The sequence below is a fragment of the Paenibacillus sp. FSL H8-0282 genome (genome assembly GCF_037963825.1).
GTDB lineage: Bacteria > Bacillota > Bacilli > Paenibacillales > Paenibacillaceae > Paenibacillus_AQ > Paenibacillus_AQ odorifer.
The window spans coordinates 4,742,073-4,765,061 of the sequence record NZ_CP150146.1 but is presented as its reverse complement, the minus strand read 5'-3'; the positions used below and the strand labels follow the sequence as shown (position 1 = coordinate 4,765,061).

Annotated in this window: 17 protein-coding genes and 1 riboswitch; of the genes, 12 read left to right on the top strand and 5 right to left on the bottom strand. The window is 44.0% G+C overall.

Going from position 1 to position 22,989, the window contains the following annotated elements:
- Positions 1-11 precede the first annotated feature (11 nt).
- The 6 genes from NST94_RS20680 (at position 12) to NST94_RS20655 (ending at position 7,991) form a co-directional block, all read left to right on the top strand.
- Entirely contained in the window at positions 12-1,052 is a 1,041-nt protein-coding gene (locus NST94_RS20680; RefSeq protein WP_076129508.1) for an NAD(P)/FAD-dependent oxidoreductase, read from the top strand.
- Positions 1,053-1,196: 144 nt separating this feature from the next.
- A complete protein-coding gene (locus NST94_RS20675) occupies positions 1,197-2,822 on the top strand; it encodes a helix-turn-helix domain-containing protein (protein WP_339281214.1) in 1,626 nt (541 codons plus the stop codon).
- A gap of 132 nt (positions 2,823-2,954) precedes the next feature.
- Positions 2,955-3,983 carry an iron-hydroxamate ABC transporter substrate-binding protein gene (locus tag NST94_RS20670; RefSeq protein WP_248548462.1) on the top strand — a complete coding sequence of 343 codons (1,029 nt, stop codon included), beginning with the start codon at positions 2,955-2,957 and terminating at the stop codon, positions 3,981-3,983.
- A 156-nt stretch (positions 3,984-4,139) separates the two neighbouring features.
- Positions 4,140-5,654, top strand: a complete 1,515-nt coding sequence (locus tag NST94_RS20665; RefSeq protein WP_339281213.1) for a spore germination protein — start codon at positions 4,140-4,142, stop codon at positions 5,652-5,654.
- Positions 5,651-6,856 carry a Ger(x)C family spore germination protein gene (locus NST94_RS20660; RefSeq protein WP_076184080.1) on the top strand — a complete coding sequence of 402 codons (1,206 nt, stop codon included), beginning with the start codon at positions 5,651-5,653 and terminating at the stop codon, positions 6,854-6,856. The genes NST94_RS20665 and NST94_RS20660 overlap by 4 nt, the downstream gene beginning before the upstream one ends.
- Positions 6,857-6,893: 37 nt before the next feature.
- Positions 6,894-7,991 carry a GerAB/ArcD/ProY family transporter gene (locus NST94_RS20655; protein WP_076281415.1) on the top strand — a complete coding sequence of 366 codons (1,098 nt, stop codon included), beginning with the start codon at positions 6,894-6,896 and terminating at the stop codon, positions 7,989-7,991.
- A 6-nt stretch (positions 7,992-7,997) separates the two neighbouring features.
- Here NST94_RS20655 and NST94_RS20650 read toward each other — a convergent pair whose 3' ends face one another.
- From NST94_RS20650 to NST94_RS20640, 3 genes are all read right to left on the bottom strand, one after another.
- Positions 7,998-8,228 carry a hypothetical protein gene (locus NST94_RS20650; RefSeq protein WP_076127617.1) on the bottom strand — a complete coding sequence of 77 codons (231 nt, stop codon included), beginning with the start codon at positions 8,226-8,228 and terminating at the stop codon, positions 7,998-8,000.
- Between the two features lie 142 nt (positions 8,229-8,370).
- A complete protein-coding gene (locus NST94_RS20645; RefSeq protein WP_339281212.1) occupies positions 8,371-9,330 on the bottom strand; it encodes an ABC transporter substrate-binding protein in 960 nt (319 codons plus the stop codon).
- Between the two features lie 160 nt (positions 9,331-9,490).
- Positions 9,491-11,077 carry an AraC family transcriptional regulator gene (locus NST94_RS20640; protein WP_339281211.1) on the bottom strand — a complete coding sequence of 529 codons (1,587 nt, stop codon included), beginning with the start codon at positions 11,075-11,077 and terminating at the stop codon, positions 9,491-9,493.
- 149 nt (positions 11,078-11,226) lie between these two features.
- Between NST94_RS20640 and NST94_RS20635 the strand changes: the two genes are divergently transcribed.
- From NST94_RS20635 to NST94_RS20620, 4 genes are all read left to right on the top strand, one after another.
- The gene (locus NST94_RS20635; RefSeq protein WP_076184074.1) at positions 11,227-11,586 is read left to right on the top strand and encodes a (2Fe-2S) ferredoxin domain-containing protein; all 360 of its coding nucleotides are present in this window, start codon (positions 11,227-11,229) and stop codon (positions 11,584-11,586) included.
- A gap of 243 nt (positions 11,587-11,829) precedes the next feature.
- Positions 11,830-12,984: an AI-2E family transporter gene (locus NST94_RS20630; protein ID WP_076127413.1), complete on the top strand. Its 1,155-nt coding sequence runs from the start codon at positions 11,830-11,832 to the stop codon at positions 12,982-12,984.
- A 19-nt stretch (positions 12,985-13,003) separates the two neighbouring features.
- On the top strand, positions 13,004-14,476 hold the full coding sequence (locus NST94_RS20625; protein ID WP_339281210.1) for a carboxylesterase/lipase family protein: 1,473 nt from the start codon (positions 13,004-13,006) through the stop codon (positions 14,474-14,476).
- A 23-nt stretch (positions 14,477-14,499) separates the two neighbouring features.
- Positions 14,500-14,904, top strand: coding sequence for a VOC family protein (locus NST94_RS20620; RefSeq protein WP_076184069.1), 405 nt, complete (start codon positions 14,500-14,502; stop codon positions 14,902-14,904).
- A gap of 48 nt (positions 14,905-14,952) precedes the next feature.
- Here NST94_RS20620 and NST94_RS20615 read toward each other — a convergent pair whose 3' ends face one another.
- Positions 14,953-16,455: an N-acetylmuramoyl-L-alanine amidase family protein gene (locus tag NST94_RS20615; RefSeq protein ID WP_339281209.1), complete on the bottom strand. Its 1,503-nt coding sequence runs from the start codon at positions 16,453-16,455 to the stop codon at positions 14,953-14,955.
- Positions 16,456-16,662: 207 nt separating this feature from the next.
- On the bottom strand, positions 16,663-17,835 hold the full coding sequence (locus tag NST94_RS20610; protein ID WP_076192262.1) for a substrate-binding domain-containing protein: 1,173 nt from the start codon (positions 17,833-17,835) through the stop codon (positions 16,663-16,665).
- A 209-nt stretch (positions 17,836-18,044) separates the two neighbouring features.
- Positions 18,045-18,193, top strand: a riboswitch (FMN riboswitch).
- 126 nt (positions 18,194-18,319) lie between these two features.
- On the opposite strand from NST94_RS20610, the gene NST94_RS20605 reads away from it, so the two are divergent.
- Together NST94_RS20605 and NST94_RS20600 are read left to right on the top strand one after the other, a co-directional pair.
- Positions 18,320-19,276 (top strand): DMT family transporter, encoded by a 957-nt coding sequence (locus tag NST94_RS20605; protein WP_076104422.1) that lies wholly within the window; start codon positions 18,320-18,322, stop codon positions 19,274-19,276.
- Between the two features lie 244 nt (positions 19,277-19,520).
- Entirely contained in the window at positions 19,521-22,898 is a 3,378-nt protein-coding gene (locus NST94_RS20600; RefSeq protein ID WP_339281208.1) for a glycosyl hydrolase 53 family protein, read from the top strand.
- Positions 22,899-22,989 lie beyond the last annotated feature (91 nt).

The following is a 22,989-nucleotide window of genomic DNA, read 5'->3' as shown; positions in this document are numbered from 1 at the left end:
GGAGGGACACAATGAATAAACAACTGGAATTATACGATGTAACCATTATTGGTGGCGGACCTGCTGGGATGTATACAGCTTTTTATAGCGGAATGAGAGACTTGAAGACAAAGTTAATTGAAGCGAAGGATGAGCTCGGAGGAAGAATGCTTATTTATCCCGAAAAAATGATCTGGGATGTAGGAGGCGTAACCCCAACTCTTTGTCATCAACTAATCGGTCAGCTCAAGGAGCAGGCTCAAACCTTCGATCCGACTATTGTGCTGGGTCAGCAAATTATGAATCAAGAGAGACAAGAGGATGGAACGTACATCCTGACCTCTTCTACTGGGGAACAACATTGGACCCGCACAGTCATTTTGGCCATTGGTTACGGAATTCTGCAGATGGCAAAGCTTGAAATTGAAGGTGCAGATCGTTATGAGGTGACAAATCTTCATTATACCGTTCAAGAGCTGGAGCCGTTCCGCGGTAAAAGAGTGCTAATCTCCGGTGGAGGCAACTCCGCAGTAGATTGGGCGAATGAATTGGAGCCTATCGCTGCAAGTGTGACGATTGCACATCGTCGTGAACAGTTTGGCGGGCATGAGAAAAACATTGTACGGATGAAGGAATCCTCAGTCAATGTCCGTGCGCCATATGCAGTAAGCCAATTACACAGCAGTAATGGTGAAACGATAGATCAGGTTACGATCAGTCATATAGAGACAGGTGAAACAGAGCAGTTTGAAGTGGATGCTGTCATTGTGAATCATGGTCTGAAAAGCGATTTTGGTCCGTTAAAAGAATGGGGTCTTGATATGGGCGAGTGGTGTGCGAATGTAACCGATAAGCTGGAGACCAATCTTCCGGGTATATTTGCAGCAGGTGACTTTGTGGATTATGCAAGCAAGGTTCGTTTGATCGCAGGTACTTTCACTGATGCGGCTCTGGCGCTTAATAGCGCTAAGCTGTACATAGACCCAACCGCGGCCAAAGTCGCTTACGTATCTTCTCACAATGAACGGTTCAAAGAGAAGAATAAAGCGCTTGGAGTCGTTGACGACCACTAAGGATAGAGGCTTCTCAAACCATAAAATCTGAAGTTTTATATAAGGCGTATAGGGGATCTTATCCATTTCGAGCGGAGAGAAACCTTATACGCTTGCTTTATATTTTATGGGTTATTAAGTCTAGCAGTCTGGAAGGGAGCAGGAATGAAGCTATCAAATAATAACCCGGTTCATAGAATTTATCTGTTAAAAGAGGCAGGAAAACGCCAATGCGGCGGCGGTCACATCAGTAAACCCCAAATTGCCCAGTCCCCACTCTTCCTGACACCAATAGAAGCTATCATTCAAATAACCATAGAAGGAGAGACAGTATCTCTTAAAAATGGTGAAATTCTTTTTCTAAGCGCAGGTGCGACATATCAAATTAATGCTCCATTAGAGACTGTTATCTCTGTTCTAGCAATTTCCTATGAGGTATATGGGCTAAGCAATAGCACGGAGCAAGAATTGGTCTATGGACTTTGCCGTGAAATTTTTCCGGTCAATGGGATTTTACCTATACGTACGACGAATAAAATAACCCGCTTATTCAGCGAATTGGAAGACGTTGCTGCCAATAATTTAGAAGCACAGGCAGATAGAATTCAATCCTTGCTGTATCAGCTACATCAACTGGTCGTAGAGGCTGACGCTGAAGCAGACATTACGGATAGTTCATATTTCAGAATGCTCTCTTATATCCACCAGAATTTCCAAAGGGAGATTACGCGGGAGATGATGTCTCGAATAATGGGCTTCAATCCTCGTTATTTCTCAGTATGGTTCCGCAAGCAGACGGGTTGGAGCTTCACCGAATATGTAGCTCATTTAAGAGTAAATAAAGCGAAAAAACACTTGATGTCCAGCAAAGCAACAATACAGGAAATTTCGCAAAAAGTAGGCTATACAGATGGACTATATCTGAGCCGCAAATTCAAGCAAGTCACCGGGATGACCCCAACAGAGTTCCGTTTGCGTCCCAAACCGAAGCGGATAGTAGCGTTACAATTTTTAGGGGATTTACTTGCGCTGGGTGTGAAGCCTGTCGCAGTTGAAGAAGATGTGATGAATTACTCCTTGCTTTTGCTGCCGGAACTGGCGGGTGTACGATCATTTGAGCTGCAGGGATGTCCGGAGGAAGCGGAATGGCCTGGGCTGGAAGCCGATTTAGTTATTGCACCAACCTATCTGAGCCCCCGTCAGCTTAAATGCATGGAGAAGTTGGGGCCACTAGTTACGGTAGAGTGTGATAAAATGGACCGCCTGAAACAGATTCGTTTGTTCGGCAGACTGCTGGGTGAAGAGGAGCGGGCAGAGGCATGGATAAGGCACTATCATTTGAAAATAGATTTGTCCAAGCAGCGCTTGTCCTCACTAATTGAATCTGGTGAAACGGTAGCGGTGTATGAGATTAGGCAAGATAACAGTATTTATATCTGGAATCATACAGCCCGAGGGGTGTACAATCTGTATCCAATGCTGGGGTTAACTCCACCGGACAAGGTAAGGTCAGATGTTCTGGAGCGGAATGATCATTTATGCATCTCACTGTCGGAATTGCCAATATATGCGGCTGACCATATGTTTGTGGTCGTATCAGGACAAGAGGACTGGATGTCGAGGACGCGTAAACGGATTAGTAAAAGTGCGGTTTGGCGCAATCTTCCAGCATTCAGGAATGGACGCATATATTACCTGAAGCTTGAGGAATTTTGGGGCAGCGAAGGGCTTGCGCTCGAACGCCAATTGGAGATACAGACAGATTTGTTAACCGGCCATAATTTAAGCTGACAATCGTCCATAACAAAATTGATGTATTAGCGTGTATATATGTTTTCCCGCGGAGACGGTATATTAAATAAAGATCTAAATGATATTGATTATCAATATCATGATTATATAAAGTCTCAAGGGGGATTTACATTGTACAAAATAATATCGTTAGGAAAAACAAGCATGATAGCCGTTATGCTTACGCTGGTGCTGCTGTTGAGCGCATGTGGACAAGCAGCTAATCAAGGGAATGCTCCAGCTAGCACGTCGGCTGAAGTGGCTAAAAGCACTAATAATGATTCTGTAGTTGCCAGCTCGGAGCCGGCTGCTGATGCAGAATACTGGACATACGAAAGCGATAAAGGCCCGGTGCAGATCCCGCGCAATCCACAAAGAGTTGTGATCCCGGTACAAGACTTTATTGGTGATCTTCTGACGCTTGGCGTGACGCCCATTGCCGTTGCCGGGAATGACATCCTGAACCATCCATATTTCAAAGAGGCGCTGACAGGTGTAGAAGTTGTAGGCGATGACATGACGGTGTCCCTGGAGAAAATAACGAGTCTCGAACCGGACTTGATTATCACTTATCAGGAAGATACCTATGAGCAAATCTCCAAGATTGCTCCAACGGTCTTTATTCCTTGGGGCAAATACGACTATAAGGAACGATTGATCGAAATCGGGAAAATCTTGAACAAGGAGCAGCAGGCTGTAAAGTGGGTGGAGGATTTCAATCAGAAGCTGGAAGCGAAGAAAGCGGAATTGTCTGATCTGATCGCAGCTGACAAAAAGGTGGCGATCTTTGAAATTGCCGGTAAAGAGCTGTATTTATATGGTTCGTCATATGGGCGTGGTGGAGAGATTATATATAACGGATTGGGGCTGCATGCACCTGATCTTGTCCAAGAGGCAGCCTTTAAAGAAGGCTGGGCTTCCCTCTCACTCGAAGCGTTGCCCGAGTACTTAGGAGAAGCTGATTATATCTTCCAAGGCTTCAGCCGTGGTGTGGAGCAGGATAAGCTGGACATTCTGGACAGTGTCTTCTGGCAAAGCCTACCTGCTGTTAAGGCGGGTCATGTATTCACCTACGATCTTAAAACGTATTATCTCTCCGATGCTTATGCGCTGGACAAGCAACTGGATGAGATAGTTACGTTGCTGAAGTCTCTTCAATAAGTTAATTTCAAAAGAGTATAAGGGGATGTTCGCGGAGCTATAGTAGCTCAAGGACATCCCTTTTGCGTGTTCATATTCCAAGTTAAGCGAGGTTATAGATTCCATTTGTTGCATAAAAAAGCGGTGTAGAACAAATAGTATGAGCAGGAGGTGTTAATGATGGATCCCTTTAACTCTACTATTTTGGACGATAATCTTAAAGAGCTTCAAGAAAGGCTTGGCCATAGCCCTGATATTGTTATTCGTAGAATTAAATCCATAACCACACAGGTTGAGGTAGCTGCCGTATATATTGAGGGATTAATAGAAAAATTGAGGGTCAACGAGTTTGTGGAGCATGCGATGTCGTTTGATAAACTAAGTGAAGAACACCCGGTGGTAAAATCCGCTGAAGATATCTTTTTGTATATGAAAGAAGTGGCGAGAGGAATCGGAGAAGAACAGACGCTTGAAGATTGGGATGTGCTTTTTGAGGCTTTATTCTCTGGAGATACCATTCTTTGGGTCAACGGGATAAGGGAAGCTATCAGAGGGAATACAAGCGGCGGTGAGGTTAGAACGGTATCGGACGCTACAACTCAAGTAGCCATTCGTGGCTCCAAGGAAGGTTTCACAGAATCTATTGGGACGAATATCTCTCTGGTGCGCAGGAAAATAAAAAGCCCTAATCTCTGGGTAGAGTCGATGAAGATAGGTGACGTCACGCAAACGAATGTATCTATTATGTATATTCATGGAATCGTCAATGATAATACCTTACAGGAGCTCAGAACTAAGCTGCAAAGCATTGATATAGACGGGATTCTGGAATCTGGATACATTGAGCAATTTTTAGAAGACACTCCCTTTTCCCCATTCCCAACATTATATAATACGGAACGTCCTGACAGTGTTGCAGGAAATCTTTTAGAAGGACGAGTTGCTATTTTTGTGGACGGGACCCCGTTTGTGCTGATTGCACCTACAACCTTTTTTATGTTTTTACATGCCATAGAAGATTATTACCAGCGTTATGATATTACGACTTTGATCCGATTATTGAGATTTATTTGCCTTGTTATTTCGTTATTTGGCCCAGCACTCTTTATTGCGATTCTAAATTTTCATCAAGAAATGATCCCAACAGCCCTACTTATTAATTTTGCTTCGCAAAGGGAGGGGGTTCCATTTCCGGCTTTTATTGAGGCTATGCTGATGGAATTTACTTTTGAGATTATACGTGAAGCAGGAATTCGTATGCCATCCCCTATAGGTCAAACTGTATCGATCATTGGGGGCTTAGTGTTAGGACAGGCAGCCGTACAAGCCGGTATTGTCTCTCCTGCAATGGTTATTGTAGTTTCACTTACAGGAATATCCAGCTTTGCTACTCCTGCTTTTAATATGGCTCTTTCCATACGCATCTTGCGTTTCATCATTATGTTTATCGCAGCCTTTATGGGGCTTTATGGAATAACGATCTTTACTTTTATTTTGGTTGCTCATATGTGCAGCTTGAAATCGTTGGGTTTTCCATATATGTCTCCGTTTGGTCCTTTTATCGCTGAGAATCAGAAGGACGCGATCTTGCGTGTGCCCTTGAAATATATGAAAACTCGGCCGCGTCTTATTAGCCAAAAAAATAATACTCGACTTAAGGTGAATGATGGAAAGCCGGGGAGTGGCAAATGAAGGTCGGATGGATGATGCGTTCATTTATTTGTATATGCTGCTTAATGTTGCTGACAAGCTGCTGGAACAGTCGGGAGTTAAACAATTTAGGCATTGTGACCGGTATAGGTGTGGATAAAGTGCCGAATAAAGAGGAATATCATGTTACTTTTCAGATTGTGAATCCATCCTCAACAGCCACAAGTGCAGGAGCTAGCACCGGACAACCCACGGTCACTATTTATTCTTCTACGGACCGTACGATCTTTGGTGCTTTTCGCAAGACTTCAAAAAAGGCGGCAAGACAGATGTTTTTTGCACACACGCAGCTATTAGTTTTAGGCGAATCTACAGTGAAGAGCGGTATTGATGGGATTTTTGACATCTTTGAAAGGTCCCATGAGCTGCGGCTCAACACGAATGTTATTGTAGCCAGAGATACGGAAGCATCCTCTATTCTGAAACTATTGCTTCCCGTAGAAAGCCTGCCTGCAATTGGGATTATTAAAAAGAGTAAAAATACCGCTAGAATATATGGAGAAAGCCGGGATATCAATGTTTTTGAGCTAATTAATGGTATCAGTGGGGAAGGGTCAGTGGTGATATCCGGAGCCAGAATTCTTGGAGACGCTGAAGAAGGAACTAAAAAATCCGGGATGGAGCAAACTCAAGTAAAAGCACTTGTCACAATGAGCGGGCTAAGCGTATTGAAAAAAGGGGTTCTTCAGGGATGGCTGGATGGACCTCTTGCCCGGGGGGCACTGTGGGTACAGAACGAGATTAATGAAACCAGTATTAATGTAGATTCAGATGAGGCTAAAGATTCGATAGCTGTGAACATTAATTATTCAAAAACAAAAATTAAGATTGAACTCCGCAATAAAGTACCCGTCATTCATGTGAATGTTGTGGAAGAGGGGACACTTAATGAGACTCAGAGTTATATTGAGCTAAGTGATAGAGAGGTAATCGTTCAATTGGAACAACAAGTGGCTCTTAAAACTAAACAGGAAATAACCCAAGCCTTACAGGCTGCTCAAACTATGAAATGCGATATTTTCAATTTTGGGAATGAACTGAAGCGCACAAATCCAAAAGCATGGGAGACTGTTAAGGACGATTGGGAGTCAGTGTTCGCGGAAGCGGAAGTCGACGTTTCTGTGGAGGCATATATTCGCAGTGTAGGAATGAGATTAGAGCCGCAATTGTTAAAGGAAAAATGACAGGGTTTAGTTGAGAAAGGTGGGAGAAGGCCACTTTATGAAAAAAGAAACCATCAGCGCGAGTCAATTATTTGCTTTGATTTTTTTGTTTGAATTGGGAACGGCCCTTGTGGTACCGATTGGACTTGAAAGTGGCCATGCTGTCTGGATTGCTATTCTGTTAGCTTTGCCCGGTGGACTTCTTTTGTATTTGATTTATGTTTATTTATACCGGCAATATCCGGGCATGATTATTAGCGGGTATACAAGAAAGATACTGGGCAATGTTATAGGCTGGCCGTTAAGCTTAACATACATTCCAATCCTTCTCTTCAATGGCTCCCGAAATCTGCATGAATCAGGTGAGTTGTTAATAGCTGCTTCTTACGACAGAACACCCGTGTTCATCATTTATGCAATGATGGTTGTTGCGGTAATTTACATCTTAAACAAGGGGATTGAGGTGTTTGCGCGGACAGCTGAGATTTATATGCTGATTATAATATTGTTGGGCTTGACCAGTTGCTTTTTGGTTATTGCCGCCGGACTTGTAAAACTAGATAACTTGTTTCCGTTACAGGCCTCGGATTGGAAGAATGCATTAAAATCAGCCTATCTGAATATATGGCTATTTCCGTTCGGGGAGATGGTATGTTTCACTACGATTTTACCTCATATCAAAAAAACCAAGGTAGCAAAAAGAACCGGAATCATCGCAATGACTTTATGCGGATTATTACTCAGTTTTACCCATGCCATCGAAATATCCGTTCTAGGAACAGAAATCTACAGTAGAGCCAATTTTCCGATGTTCACTACGATAACGTTAGTAAACCTGGCCAATTTCATTCAACGTTTGGACGCGCTTGTGCTCTTAACCTTAATCATTGGAGTATTTTTTAAAATGTCAGTATATTGCTACGCTGCAATGGTAGTCACCGCGGATCTATTCAAGGTACAAGACAGCAGGAAGCTCGCCGTTCCCGTTGGTATTGTTGTTTTGTTCGGGGCTTTTATTAGTTCAGCGAATTATCCGATACATATGGACGAAGGAAGGATATTTCTGAAATATATTTTGCCATATTTCTGTGCCGCTGTACCTATTCTCTTGTGTATCGTTCATTACATCCGCAGAAAATTAGGGAGTATAGGTTAGTTTATTTTATTTAATGGATTTATTGCTTCTATTTCGGATAGAGGATGTAATTGTATTAACAAAAGGTAAGGAGATAAAAACGAGCATAGTTATTGATTCCTGTATGCTTGTAGCTGCAAAGGAGTCATAGATCGTCCGCATTGAAGCGGTGAGGGTTTCTCCTGATAAAAGGTCGATGATTACTGCCATCAGCAACCCCATAAAAGCAAGCATGAAATATAGTGATAGTAATTTCATAATGATCAACTCCATTTGCTAGATTAACCTTAGGCTAAATGTATTATTACCTCTTGAGTGTTTTTGTAGTCAAAAGACATAACAAATCCCCTACTGCTCCAATGTTGTTGGAAGCAGTAGGGGATTCTAATTTAAGCGCATTTTATTGTGTAAGCCAAGCAGCCAGCTCTTCGGTCTGGGATAACACGGCAATTGGATCATAGTACCAGGACCGTTCTTCTTTCCATACATAGAGATGGCCATTTTTGACAGCGGGTAGGCTACTCCAGATTGGATCAGCTTTGTAATCAGCTTCTGTACGGTTATTGGAAGTTAAGATAATATAATCTCCTGCGTATTTAGCGAGTGCCTCTGTAGAGATTTCCGCCCATTGCTTCTCCATAATTTCTGCGGCCACAGCTGTAGGGGGCTTGCGACCCAGCGCCTGATAGACAGGCTGTCCGCCTCGGCCAAAGTTATCGCCATAGGCCCAAATGGATTTTCCGCCGTCTTCCATGATGGAAAACGTTGCATCTGCAGGGAGTGCTTTGTCTACTTTGGCTTTAGCTTCAGCTATCCGTTTGTCGTAATCTGCAAGCCAGCTTTTGGCTTCCTCTTCTTTACCAAGGAGTTCTCCGAAATAGGTTAATTCGGCATGAGCATCTTTCAGATCACCATATGGCACAACGATGGTTGGAGCAATTTTGCTTAGTGCTTCATAGCTTTCAGCTTGTCCAGAAATAATCAAATCAGGATTAAGTGCGATGATTTTTTCAGGTGACATTTTGCCGTAAGTTCCAGTGTCTGCAACTCCAGTAAGTGCCTCCTTAAAATACATATTCTCCAGTGTTAATCCGGGAGCACCAACAGGGATGGTATCTAGCGCAATCAGACTGCCCAGATATTCCTCAGCGACAATCCTTTTAGGTTGAACAGGGATTTCAATATCACCATTTATAGTAGTGACCTTTTTAAGAGCAGCTGTTTCCGTAGTTTCTGTTGGTTGATTAGTTTCGGTAGGTGCTGTAGTAGCCGATGATGTGTTGCTGGTGTTACTGCCTGTATTCCCCACAGAATTATTGGAATTCCCGCAAGCTGATATGACTAGAATTAATGTCAGCATGAGGGGAAAAAGAAGCCAATGGGATTGTTTGGTGCTATTTTTTCCTGGATTATGCAATTTGTTGTTCCTCCTATGTATATTGATTATCATTCTCAATAAGAACTTTACAAGCTTCACCGGGTATTTACTATGGACGGATATGATCTCAGCTTATGCAAATTTATGATGTCATTACCCGTAGCAATTCTTGAAGCTGTGCCTGTGAGGACAGTGGGTCAAATCCGTAGAACATATCACCTTGGTTCAGAATATATACCCGTCCGTTACGTACTGCATCTAATTGCTTCCAGGCTTTAGAATGTAGTAGGCGAGTAAAACGTTGTCTTCCCTCAGATGATGAAGGGATGCTGGTGATAATAATATGGTCAGCAGGGAACGATACGATATCCTCAATGGATGCCTCTAAGTACCCGGAATCTGTGATCCCTTTTTCAATAATTACGGAGGGGGGCTTGAAGCCAAGATCACCGTATAGAATTTGGCAACCTCTGCCGAAGCTGCTACTGAAACAGTAGGCGGATCGGGAGCTAACCTCCCACACGATAGCCGTACCTCTCTCCATTCCTATTGCATGGTTTAATAACCCGTTGGCGGTAAGACAAAGTCTGTCATAATGACTTAACCATTGTTCAGCACGCTGTCGTCGATTCACAACCTCGGCAATCAGAGCAAATTGCTCTCGCCAACTCATTTGCATAAAGGGCAGCTCAATAACCGGAGCAACAGGAGTCAGAATCTTATTGTCGGGTAGACTGTAGCCGATAATGACGTCTGGTTTTACCGCAGCTACTGAGTCATAGAGTAATGAAAATTTACCTTCGCTCATTTGAAGCTGCTTGGAAGCGGGAACTTGTTCCAAGCTATGCTGCCATTCGGAATAAACCCCGAGTTGAGGCATGATTTCCAGTACTCGCAGGCTAGCGGTGTGATTATAGTTCAGGGCAACGACCCGTTTATTCTTATTCTGGTAGGCTGTAGGTGAAACGCCAACAAGCTGCTTGAATTTTCGGCTCAAATAAGTTCCCTCTTCGTAACCAACCTCATGTGCCAAAGTAGTCAGATTGGGGGAACTGGTGAGAATTCGTTGCTGGGCTTTTCGGATTCTTAATAGTGTAATATAAGCACTGAAGGATAGACCTATTGATTTGCGAAAGGCTCGCGAAAAGTGCTCAGGGCTCACTTCAGCTAAAGCAGCCATTTGATCCCGTGTGATATCTTCATTGTAATGAGCTTCTATATACTCCGTCACTTGCTCCATCCAACTGCTTGATCTTTCTTTACGGGATGTCAGTTCACTATGAAGCTCCACTAGGAACTGGGTGAATAGCTGCTGGACCCTAAACGGCTTTTGCTTATCAGCGTCTATCCAAGCACTGTAAAGCTCACCTGCCAAGGCTGTCAAACGTGTAGAGGCATGGTGGACAGGGGAGTTGTCATTTATAAAAATGTCCTCATCTTTACTCTGGGGTATACAGGAATACTCCATCCATATCCCCTTTAACTGTAATTCAGGTTCCATCTTCAATAAAGAAGAACTACTAAGGGCTATTAAGCTTCCGGCCATGACCTTGTGTAGCTTACCGTCTATTTCAAGAAAACCTTTCCCATCCCAGATCATCATAAGGCTGGAATTAGTAGAAGAAATGTTTGAGGCTGTGTAGTTGGTTATTCCCGATAAGCTGATGACCCGAAGGGGCATATAAAAAGGATGGGATGAATAAGGCATCCCGTCGGATTGGATCTGCATGTAGTAATCCCCTTCTTTTCATTGATAATCATTCTCATTTATAGTATAACAGTCTTTCTTACTATTGACTATAATGATGCTTATGATAGTGTTTAAAATAATCCACGAACGGAATAGGGTTAGCTGATAAGAAGGGGTTGAAGTCATCCATGACGACCTGGAATTTACAAGGAACTGTAAGTCACTTATTAATATGTAACGGTAGCAGCTGCAAGAAACACAAAGGTGAAGAGGTAGCTGAAGCGATAGAAGATGAGATTGAGAAGCAAGGCGCACAAAGTCTTATACATACGACTGTGACCCGTTGTAATGGAAGATGTTCAGATGCTTGTGTGGTGATCGCTTATCCCGAAGGTGTGTGGTACAAAGAGATTACACCTAAGCTGGCGAAATCATTAGTGCGGAAACATTTGCAGGGGGAGAAGCTTGAAGATCACGTGTTATACACCTATGATGGACAATTGATTGCTTCAAATGAAAAGGACGCTAAAGGGAAAAAGAAAAAATAGCAAGGCTTGGGAGTACCTTTTAGTTGCGGTTCTAACCCTGTACAGAGGAATATCTCGTGCAGGGTTATTTATTTATAAACAGGGGAGGATTATGATTGAATCGGATCATGACCAGACTCGTAATAGGACTGTGTGCTTAATTAAGGGAATCAAATTTGACTTGCAGGGCTAACGTTGACTATGCTATTAAAAAGTGAATGAAATAACACAGAATATATGATGGTTTATAGGGGAGAGGGTACGATGGAGAGGCTGCAGGTGTGGCCAGAGAAGTTCAAAAAATTTTTTCTGAATAATAAATTTGTAGTAGTGCTGCTCATTATGCTGCTGGTTGGAATTAATATTCTGGTATTCTCCAAAATACCGTTTATTTTTAAGCCGATATCAGTATTGCTGCACACCGTGGCCGCACCATTATTACTGGCAGGTATAGCTTATTATTTGCTGAATCCGTTGGTAGATCGGATGGAGAAAAGATCCAGAATAAAACGTGTATATGCAATAATCATCCTATATTTGTTGATTGCTGGTATCATCACGCTGGTTTTGTTTATGGTCATTCCAATTATACGGACTCAGCTATCAGGATTGATCGACAATTTTCCAAGGTATAGTGAATTAATTCAAGAACGGTTTATGGATCTGACCGGAACGGAGTTCTTTGGGCAAGTTCAAGATAGTATCGGAACGAACCTTAGTGAGATAACATCTAAGATAACAGCGTGGGGCAGTTCTTTTCTGAATAATGCCTTGACGGGTGTTGGCAGCTTTGTAGGAGCCCTTACAGAGATTGTCTTGGCGGTTGTAACGACGCCATTTATTTTGTTCTACTTGCTTCGCGATGGAAAAAAATTGCCGGATTATATTCTGAAGTTTGTACCTACTTCTCTGCAGCCGCAGACTCGTATGGTCATGTCGGAGATGAACAGTCAGGTATCCTCTTACATACGCGGGCAAATTATAGTCAGCTGCTGTATTGGTCTGCTGCTCTATATTGGCTATTTAATCATTGGTTTGGAGTACTCTCTCGTTCTGGCTATTGCTGCTGCTTGTACAGCAGTTGTTCCTTATCTGGGCCCGGCAATCGCGATTACACCTGCCCTAATTGTGGCGATGGTCACTTCTCCATTTATGCTGCTGAAGATGATTATCGTGTGGACAGCTGTTCAGCTGATTGAAGGAAAATTCATCTCACCACAGATCATGGGCAAGACGTTGAAGATTCATCCGATAACCATTATTTTTGTGATTATATTCGCAGGTAAAATGTTTGGAATTCTGGGGATTATCCTTGCAGTTCCGGGTTATGCGGTACTTAAGGTGGTATTTACACATCTTTTTGAATGGTTCCGGTTTCGATCGGGCTTATATAAACAGATTGAAGAGAATAAGGAATAATGTGGAAGGGTGAAATGTAATGGGAGCACCAATAGCAGTAACCTCTTATGGTAAGCTTCAGGGAATACAGGAGGGGGAAGTGAACATTTGGCGCGGGATCCCTTTTGCAGCTCCACCTGTTGGAGAACTTCGGTTTCGTGCACCACAGCCACCAGAAGCCTGGGATGGGATTAGAGATGCTTCTGAATTTGGTCCAGTTAGTCATCAGCCAGCGGATACGAGAGGTACTCGGTTCGGTGGCAAGACGCCGCTTCATTCCGAGGATTGTCTGTATTTAAATATTTGGGCGCCAGCAGTTCATGATGAGCCCCTGCCTGTTATGTTCTGGATTCACGGGGGGACGTTTGTGACCGGGGCTGGAAGTCAGCCGCAGTTTGACGGCACAAGCTTCGCTGAGCGCGGCAAAGTAATTTTAGTGACCATTAACTATCGGCTGGGTCCATTTGGATTCATGAATTTGTCTCCATTTGGCCATGGGCTTGCTTCTAATCAAGGATTATTGGATCAAATTGCCGCGCTGGAATGGGTAAAACTGAATATTGCTGCTTTTGGCGGGGACCCGCAGCGGGTAACTGTATTCGGAGAGTCAGCAGGGAGTATGAGTATCGCAGCCCTTTTGGCTATGCCAGCAGCGAAGGGGTTGTTCGCTGGCGCGATTATGCAAAGTGGGGCTGCTCAGACGCTGCCTAACGAGCAAGGAAAGTACATTGCAGCTGCACTGCTAGCTGAATTAGGGATTGCCCCAGATGGAGATGCCAGTCTTCTGCAAACATTTTCTTCTGAACAAATTATCGATGCAGCCGCAAGAATGACTAAAAAGTTAACGGGTGGCTCAATTGGCATGTTATTTCAGCCTGTCATTGATGGGGATACACTTCCTGTAGAACCTGCACAGGCTGTGGCAGAAGGATCGGCACATGGTATTCCGCTATTGATCGGAACCAATCGTGATGAGGGCAACTTGTTCTTCAGAGAAGAATCACCTGAGGCAGACTTTGACGAATCACTCAAGGCGCTGGAGCAGATGATGGGTACTGGGAGTCTGAAAGAGATTGCTAACCATTATTCTTCCACCTGGGAAGGACAAGCCGAAATTCTAACGGATCTTTACTTCTGGGCAACCTCGGTGTCTCTGGCGGAAAACCAATTGAATTATGCACCTGTCTGGATGTACCGTTTTGACGGCACGATCCCAGGTCATCCTTTGTTAAATAAAGCTGTGCATAGTGCAGAAATCGTTTATGCCTTTAATAATCTATCTCATCTAACCCATCTTAGGGCAGAAATTAATCCAACGATGCAGAAGTTGGCTGAAGTTATGCATGACGCTTGGATTGCTTTCGCTCATCAAGGAAATCCGGCTACAGCTGCGAGGTTATGGCCGAAATATAATCTGGAGGAACGGGCTACCTTGATCTTTGATGAAGATACGCATGTAGCTTATGATCCTGAATCAGAGAAACGCAAAAGAATTGTCACTATGCTGGCTTAAGAAGATAGAGAGGCTGAATTAAGATGCAGGTAGAAGGCTTTAACCATGTGACCGTAAATGTCAGTAATTTAGCAAATTCCCTGAATTTCTACACAGGAATTCTGGGCCTTCAACTAGTTCATAGAGGTAAAACTGATGCTTATCTGGAATGGGGAAGTGCCTGGATATGTCTTCTTGAAAAGCCTGATTATATGGCGATTGCAAATAATGTGGTTGGGGTAGATCACATCGCTTTTAGTATTGCAGAGGAACATTTTGAGGAAGCCGTCCAAGGATTGCAAACCCAGAATGTGCCCATAATTAGAGGGCCAATCAAACGGGGAATAGGCTGGACGGTCAATTTTCTAGATCCAGATGGTATACAGCTAGAGCTGCATACCTCGAATCTGCGGGAACGAATGAGTGTTTGGAACACCGCTACCGAATAAAAAATGGGTGTCCTATCAGCCTAAACGGCTAATGGGACACCCATTTTTTTAACGACCTAAATATTCTTTGATTCCTAAAACTACTGCTTCGGCTATTTTATTCTGGATGTCCGGGGTAAAGAGTAATGCTTCATCCTTGGTATTGCTTAAGTAACCACATTCTAATAATATTGCAGGCATTTTAGTTTCTCTTGTTACATGATAGTTAGCTTGACGAACCCCTCGGTCCTGCAGTCCTGTAGCAACTGCGAGGTATTTGTGAACGGTTTGAGCGAATAATAAGCTATCATTGCGTGTGTAATAGGTCTCTGTGCCACTAGGGTTACTTTTACTGCCCGCCGGAATACTATTGGCATGAACAGAGATAAATAGATCGGCTTTTACATTGTTGGCGAGGTTAGATCTGTCCTGTAGAGTTGGGTATGTATCGCCACTGCGCGTGAGTATAACCTCGATATTTGGTTCTTTCTTTAGTAATTCTGCAATTTTCAGTGCTGTCGGTAAGGTGAAATCTTTCTCTTTAAGCTTGTTAACACTTGAACTCCCTGGATCTTTCCCACCATGTCCTGCATCGATGACGATTATCTTCTTGTCTGTGTTGCCGGTAGAAGGTGGAGGAGTTATAACTGGTACTTCTGGTAAGGTGGTTTCAGGAAGCGTAACGCTAGTCCCATTAAGATCCACAATAATAAGTCCATCATTAGCATTTATCAGACTGTAGCTATTAGCGCTGTTTAGATCAATTACGATCCGAATGGTAGATGGGGAACTGCTGAACAATGAATAGCGAACGGCAGAGACATTAGGATAGTCAGTAACCGTTAACTGTCCGCTTTGGTTCTTTCCTACGGACAGATTCTGATGGAAGTCGGTTCCAAAGCCAGTATTCGGTAAATCCACGACAATTCGGTCTTTGTCTGTCATAGTGAACACGGTAGGTTTTATACTGCCGTTCACTGCAATAACCAGCTGGTTATCGATGAAGCTAAGATTGGTGACTGTAGCTACTGATCTATTCCCTTCAGTTGCTGTATTCCCGTTTGATCCGTTGTCTGAAGGTGCTGTTGGAGTGGGTTGTGGAACCGTAATTTCCGGATCGCTTCCCCCAATCTCAGGTACTGGAGAGGTTAAATATACGGTTTTGGTTACATTGTCCCAACCGACAGTAGTTCCTGTCTGTTCCCCAACAAATCTTAAAGGAACAAGGGTTGTGCTGCCACTGAGAAACGGAGGATTGTCCAGTTTGACTTGTTTCCCTGAAGCTTCTGCCATCGTATTATCCACGATCAGCTTTAAAGTAGTTCCCTTTTGCTCAATGATCGCCGTCTTGGTCACATTATCCCATTTCACGGTATAACCAAGCTGTTCCGCAACAACACGAAGAGGAACCATTACACTGCCATTTACAATTTGTACCTGTGCTTCTTTTGAAATCTTAAGATCGTTGCCGTCTAGGTTGATGTGTGTTTCCGCAGAGCCGGCATAACCAGTTCCTGGATGAACCAGCACCAACAAAAGCAGCAGTAACGCCAAAAAACCAAACTTTTTCATCTGCAATCCCTACCATCCCCGTTTATTGGTCTCTAGCAATTCTTACTTTTTCTTCCTTTGATGCCGTTTAAGGCTCGTATAAAGTATAAACGACAATAGTTTCCAAAAGTTGCGCTCTACAACAGATAAAAAGGAAAATTTTCGGTATAAAAATAGAAAAAGAGCCTTCCCAAACATTTGGGATAGCTCTCATTTGCTAGAGAGATTTTATTTTAACGATGTATAACCTGTTTTCTCTACCAATTTCTGACCTTGAGCAGATTGAATCCAATCCAGAAAGGGCTGAATATTAGGGTTGTCGCTTCCCGCGGTCACTGCATAAAATTCTGTTGCCAAAGGGTACTGTCCACTACGAATACTTTCCTTGTCTGGTTGAATACCATCGATGGCCAGCAGGGCTATTTCCCCGTTTCGATTCATTTCTGAGGCGTAAAATAAGAAGCTGTAGCCCAGTGCATTTTTATAGTTGCGATAGCTGGAGGTTTGTTGAATGATACCGCTCATAATATCCGCTACGTCTTCTTGAGGCGGCTTCATGAGTGGAGTGTCCTTCATAAACTTTTGCAACATCGTTTGGCTTCCGCTATCTTCAGGTCGTTGAAAAGCACGGATTCGGTTATTAGCTCCGCCTACATCTTTCCAATTTGTGACCTTGCCTGCGTAAATATCTTTAAGTTGAGCGGTGGAAAGTCCGGTTACGTCGTTTCGTTTGTTTACAAAAAATACGAAGGCCTCGCGGCCGATCGGCGTAAGCTTCAGTTCGACACCTTTTCTTTTAGCTTCTTTTTGTTGTGCAATTGACGGAGCCGCTACAAATATAATATCGGTTTCTCCTTCAATTAATCTCTTGTAAGCTTCAGGCGTGCTGCTGCAAATTACTTGACTTGCTTGAAAATCATACGGATTATAATAACCCTCAGGATAAGTAGATTGAACGAAAGCTGAATACAGTGGATAAAGTGCGGTTGCGCCGTCCAATCTTGGAAGATCGCTATCGATATGATAGGAAGAAGGCTCGTCCAGATTCACTGCTTTGGTCTTCTCAGCAAAGGGTTCATACTGTAGCAGATTAACCTCCCGATCATCGACAGTGGCAATTCTGTTGACGTACGCTTGCTTGATCTCATATCCTGCGGTCGCGAGCAGACTAAGTCCGAGGATAGATAACAATACAATATTGCTTGTTCTTCGGGACAACACATTAAATATGATGAGTACAACATAGATGGCTAATACGATCGCTAAGATCGCCACAAGTGGGGTATAAAACAGCAGTCCTCCGTAAAGCGCAGTAATTATAGCACCTATGAATCCTAAAAAAGCTATTCCTCCAACGGCAAAAATGGAGAACAATAATTTCGTCCAGAATGCTTCTTTCATAACAACCTCCTCGACATGATTACTAAACTATGGAAAAATCAACATAATTTCATTATACAGAAGTTTTTTGGATGAAGCAGTAGAACAATTACGAACAAACATGTAATAAAATGCTGCGAAACATGAAAGTAATGTGTACATTTTCATAAAGTACTGGACGAATGGCTTGAAGAGGTTTATTCTGAGATTGTGAAAAAAACAACGGAATACAAGATTCTCGGGGTAGGGTGAAATTCCCGACCGGCGGTAATGTTCAAAGCGAACTGAGCCCGCGACTCACTTGTTCTGCTTGCAGAGAAGTGACTGATCTGGTGTAAATCCAGAGCCGACGGTAAAGTCCGGATGGGAGAGGATCATAAGATAAAGACGCTAGGAGTCTATCCTTGTACGTCTTTATTGATAATGCCCCCGAGTTTACCTATTTGGTAATTCGGGGGTTTTTGGTCTCTTATCGAGGGTTTGTATCGACAAGGAGAAGGAAATTATGAGTAATGTTACAGCTTCATCATCAACTAAGGTTGGCAGTACATCAGCGCTACGCAGTGGATTTTGGCTCGTTGTGATTGGTGCAGCATTATGGGGCGTTGATCCGCTCTTTCGTATCATCCTGTTAAAATCCTTAACCTCATCGCAAATTGTTCTTCTGGAGCATGTGGTGCTTTTCTTGGCTGCTTCACCTGTTCTTTGGCGTCACCGGGCGGAGCTTAAAGGAATTGGATTTCGCCAGATTGGTGCTTTATTGATTGTTTCATGGGGAGGCTCTGCCGGGGCGACGATCCTATTTACGATGGCACTTTCCAGTGGGGATTTGAATGCAGTGCTGTTACTGCAAAAGCTTCAGCCAATATTCGCTATCGGTCTCGCTGCTTTAATTCTTAAAGAACGTTTGCCAAAAAATTTCGGACCACTCATTGTGTTGGCGCTGGTAGGAACCTATCTGCTGACCTTTGGCTGGAGTATCCCTTTCGGACATGTGAATAACTTTATTGGGGTTAGCAGTCTGATGGCCTTGGGAGCAGCTGCACTGTGGGGGGGATCGACAGTCATGGGACGTTATCTGCTCGGTTCTATGAAATATGAGACAGTGACTTCGCTGCGGTTTATCCTTGCGCTTCCTTTACTTTTCGTTATCACTACGCTAGAAGGTGCCCCGTGGCAGATTCATGGCGGGTTTGGTGCATCGGCAGCTATTGCGGTTAATTTATTGCTGCAAGCTTTGCTGCCAGGACTTCTTAGTATGTTGTTGTATTACAAAGGACTTAGCACGACCAAAGCTTCCTTCGCCACATTGGCTGAACTCAGCTTTCCTATGACGGGAGTAATCATCAACTGGATTGTGTTCCAACAGCTGGTCACTATCCCGCAGATTCTCGGATTTGCCTTGATCTGGGTCGCTTTATTCTTTTTATCTAATCAACAGTCCAAACCACAAACGCTCTGAGCAGATTGAAGTGGAATGGTTCTACCTATATAAAGATGATTCGAAGCCGTATGGCTTTCGGATCATCTTTTTTTGTATGTGATTTTACTCCTTGCTTAGATCAAATCGACTGCAAAAACTGCTGAAATGTTTCTAACGTAACATATAGCAGAGTTAATAAAGCGTTTACAATTAGGGAGCGCACAAAATGACTGTGCTGCTGAGTACATAATCCATGATTAAATTATTTAGGAGGAAGCAGACATTGAAGAAATCATTTGTATTATTTATGATTCTGACCTTTCTTATTTCCCCTTTTACGTTTGGGCAGTCTGCTCAAGCGGCAGGAGATGAGAATATTGCCCTAGGAAAGCCTGCTATATCCGATAGTGAGCTTGCAGGGTATGAAGCGGGTAACGCAGTAGATTCCGATGAATGGAACACACATTGGACGGCGAATGACGGGAGCTTTCCTCATTGGCTGGAAGTAGATTTGCAAGGTGCATATGACTTGTCAGGCGCAACCGTCATCTGGAATGCATGGAGTTACATTAATCAATATACGATTGAAGTATCACGTGATCATAAGGTATGGACAACAGTTGTGGACAAAAGTAAGAGCAGCAGTGTAGAGCAAACTCAGTACAATGCTTTTAAGCTGCGGAATGTTTCATATGTAAGGGTCAACCTGACCGGCATCAACGGCGGAAAATGGGCAGCCATTAATGATCTGAAGGTCTGGGGTGTTCCCGCAGACAGCGCGCCGCATGAGCCGGCACAGGGTGAAATACAAACTGTACTGCCAGTACGGTTGGACACGGAAATTGGGCAAGCCCCTGAGCTTCCAAGTGTTGTAACTGTGGTATATAGCAATTCTGACACGGAGGATGCTCAGGTTGCTTGGGATGTGATCCCGCCAGCAGAGTATTCCCGTCCCGGAACCTTTACAGTAAGCGGTTCTATCTCAGGTACTGTGCAGAAGGCAGTGGCGAAGGTAACAGTAGTAGGTGACAGCAGCACGCCTATTGTTGGATTTGAGAGTATAAATGTCAGCACAATTACGGATGTGCCTGCTTTATTGCCATCAGCGGTAACGGCTATATACGAAGATGGGTCAAGCAAACAGCTGCCTGTAACCTGGGATGACCTTACTGAAGCGGAGTACGCGGTTGAAGGAACTTACAGCGTAATGGGGAAAGTTGCAGGGACAGACCTACAACCCACAGCTGATATTCAGGTTACTCCGCTTGTGCTGCAATCCGGGTTCATAAAAGGTGCGGACATTTCCACACTGGAAGCGATTGAGGATGCCGGTGGAAAGTATTACGACAATGGAGTAGAAAAGGATTTGCTGGATATTCTTAAAAGCCGGGGTGTAAATTACATTCGGCTGCGTTTATGGAATGATCCTCAGGAAGCTGGCGGCTATAATGACCGTGAGCATGTTGTGGAAATGGCGCAGCGTGTCAAAGCCAAAGGGTTTAAGCTGTTGCTTGATTTCCACTACTCTGATTTCTGGGCTGATCCCGGAAAGCAAAACAAGCCAGGAGCATGGGCGGATTACTCCTATGATGAATTGAAGCAAGCGGTATATGACTATACCAAAGATGTTATGGATGAGCTAAAGGAAAAGGGAGCTTCACCCGATATGGTTCAAATCGGAAATGAGATTAATGGGGGCTTGTTATGGCCAGATGGCAAATCCTATGATCAAGAGAATGCTTTTGAGAAGGTTGTTCCGCTTCTGGAGAGCGGAGTGAAGGGAGTTAGAGACAGCGAGGGTGCAGGTCAGGATATCAAAATTATGATCCATCTTGCTGAAGGTGGCAAAAATGATATGTTTCGTTGGTTCTTTGACGAATTAACGCAGCGGAATCTTGATTATGATGTGATCGGCGCGTCCTTTTATCCGTATTGGAGCGGAACGATGGATAGCCTGCAGTTTAACTTGGACGATATCTCTAAACGATATGGTAAAGAAGTGATTGTGACGGAAACCGCGTATCCTTACACGCTGGAGGACGGCGACAATTTTGAGAATAACATCGCCCGCCAAGATCAGCTAGACGGCAGTGGCTTCCCAGCTACGGTTGCAGGTCAAATGGCTGAGGTCAAAACAGTAATGAATGTATTGTCCAAAGTACCCGATGGTAAAGGAACAGGCTTGTTCTATTGGGAACCAGCTTGGATTCCAGTGCAAGGTGTAGGCTGGAAGGTAGGCGAAGGAAATGCTTGGGAGAATCAGGCAATGTTCGATTTTGCAGGGAATGCACTCTCTTCATTAAATGTCTTCAAAACCCCGGTGGCCGGTGAGGGGGGCGAAGAGGAACCCGGAACGGGAGGGAATCCCGGCACAGGTGGTGAACCCGGAACGGGAGGGAATCCTGGCACTGGCGAGGAACCCGGAACAGGGGTTAATCCTGATCCTATCATCACCGTCAGAGATTCAAGCGTTGTAAATTCAGCAAATAAAGCAGTGGTCGAACATACAGCGGCAGGACAACTTCAGGTGAAGGCACAAGCAGGAATTTCCGGCATAGCTGAGATCACGCTAAGTATAGAGGATATCAATAAGGCGCTGTCGACGCTTCCGGCGGATGGAAAACTGGTTATTTCTGTTCTGCCATCGACGGGAGAGCTTAAGGGAGCAGTCGTTCATCTACCGTTGAGTTCTATACTAGAGCAGGGCAAACATCCTCAAATAGTAATTGTATATGGTGCGGCATCTGTTACGGTTTCTACGGAAGCTAGTGCAGGAATTATAAAGACGGGGGCTAAGGAACTAACGCTCTCACTGGTTCAGGTAGCTACGCCAACCTTGCCTTCACCATTGGCAACTGGAGCAAAAGACTACCCGGCCTATAACATCCATGTGTCAGTAGACGGGACTTCTATCGATGTTTTCAAAAAAGGAGCAATATCGGTAGCCTTCCACTACAAGCTGAAGCTCGGGGAGCAGAGCCAGCGGATTGCTGTTTATTCGACACTTGCTGATGGAAAACTCGAAGTTATCAAAGCTGTGCGGTACAACCCAACCGCGGAACAGATTATGTTTAATCCAAGTCATTTCAGCATTTATGCTGCGGGGTACGCAGAGGTGGGGTACACAGATTTAAAAGCAGCAGATTGGGCCACGTTAGCGATTGAATCCTTGACGGCTAAAGGGATCGTGCAAGGAATAGGAAACGGGATCTTTAATCCGCAAGGGGAGGTTACACGCGCTGAATTTGTCAGCATGCTGCTGTCCGCGCTGGAGTTAAATGCAGAAAGAGGAACAGGCAGTTTTAAAGATGTGAACCTTGATGCGTGGTATAGCTCTGCTGTGAATACTGCTGGGAAATTGGGTGTTGTACAAGGACATACGGATGGCGCTTTTGGCCCGAATGATAAATTGTCCCGTGAAGAAATGGCAGCTATTTCATACCGTGCGCTTAAGTTGGCGGAGAAAGTGAACGGTCAGACGGATGTGAACTTTATTTCTTTTAAAGATAAAGACCTGATCTCGTTGTATGCCAGTGAAGGGATAACAGCGCTTGCGCAGGCTGGGATTATCAATGGATTCGAAGATGGAAATTTCCGCCCGCAAGCCCATACAACACGCGCTGAAGCGGCGTACATCATACTCAATCTTTTGCAGCAATAATAGGCAGACAGGCAATAACTGTGCTCGAAAAGGCAGTTAGGGCCTGTCTTTACCACATTTTTTAGATATTTATCTTTTCGCAAGTAGGGAT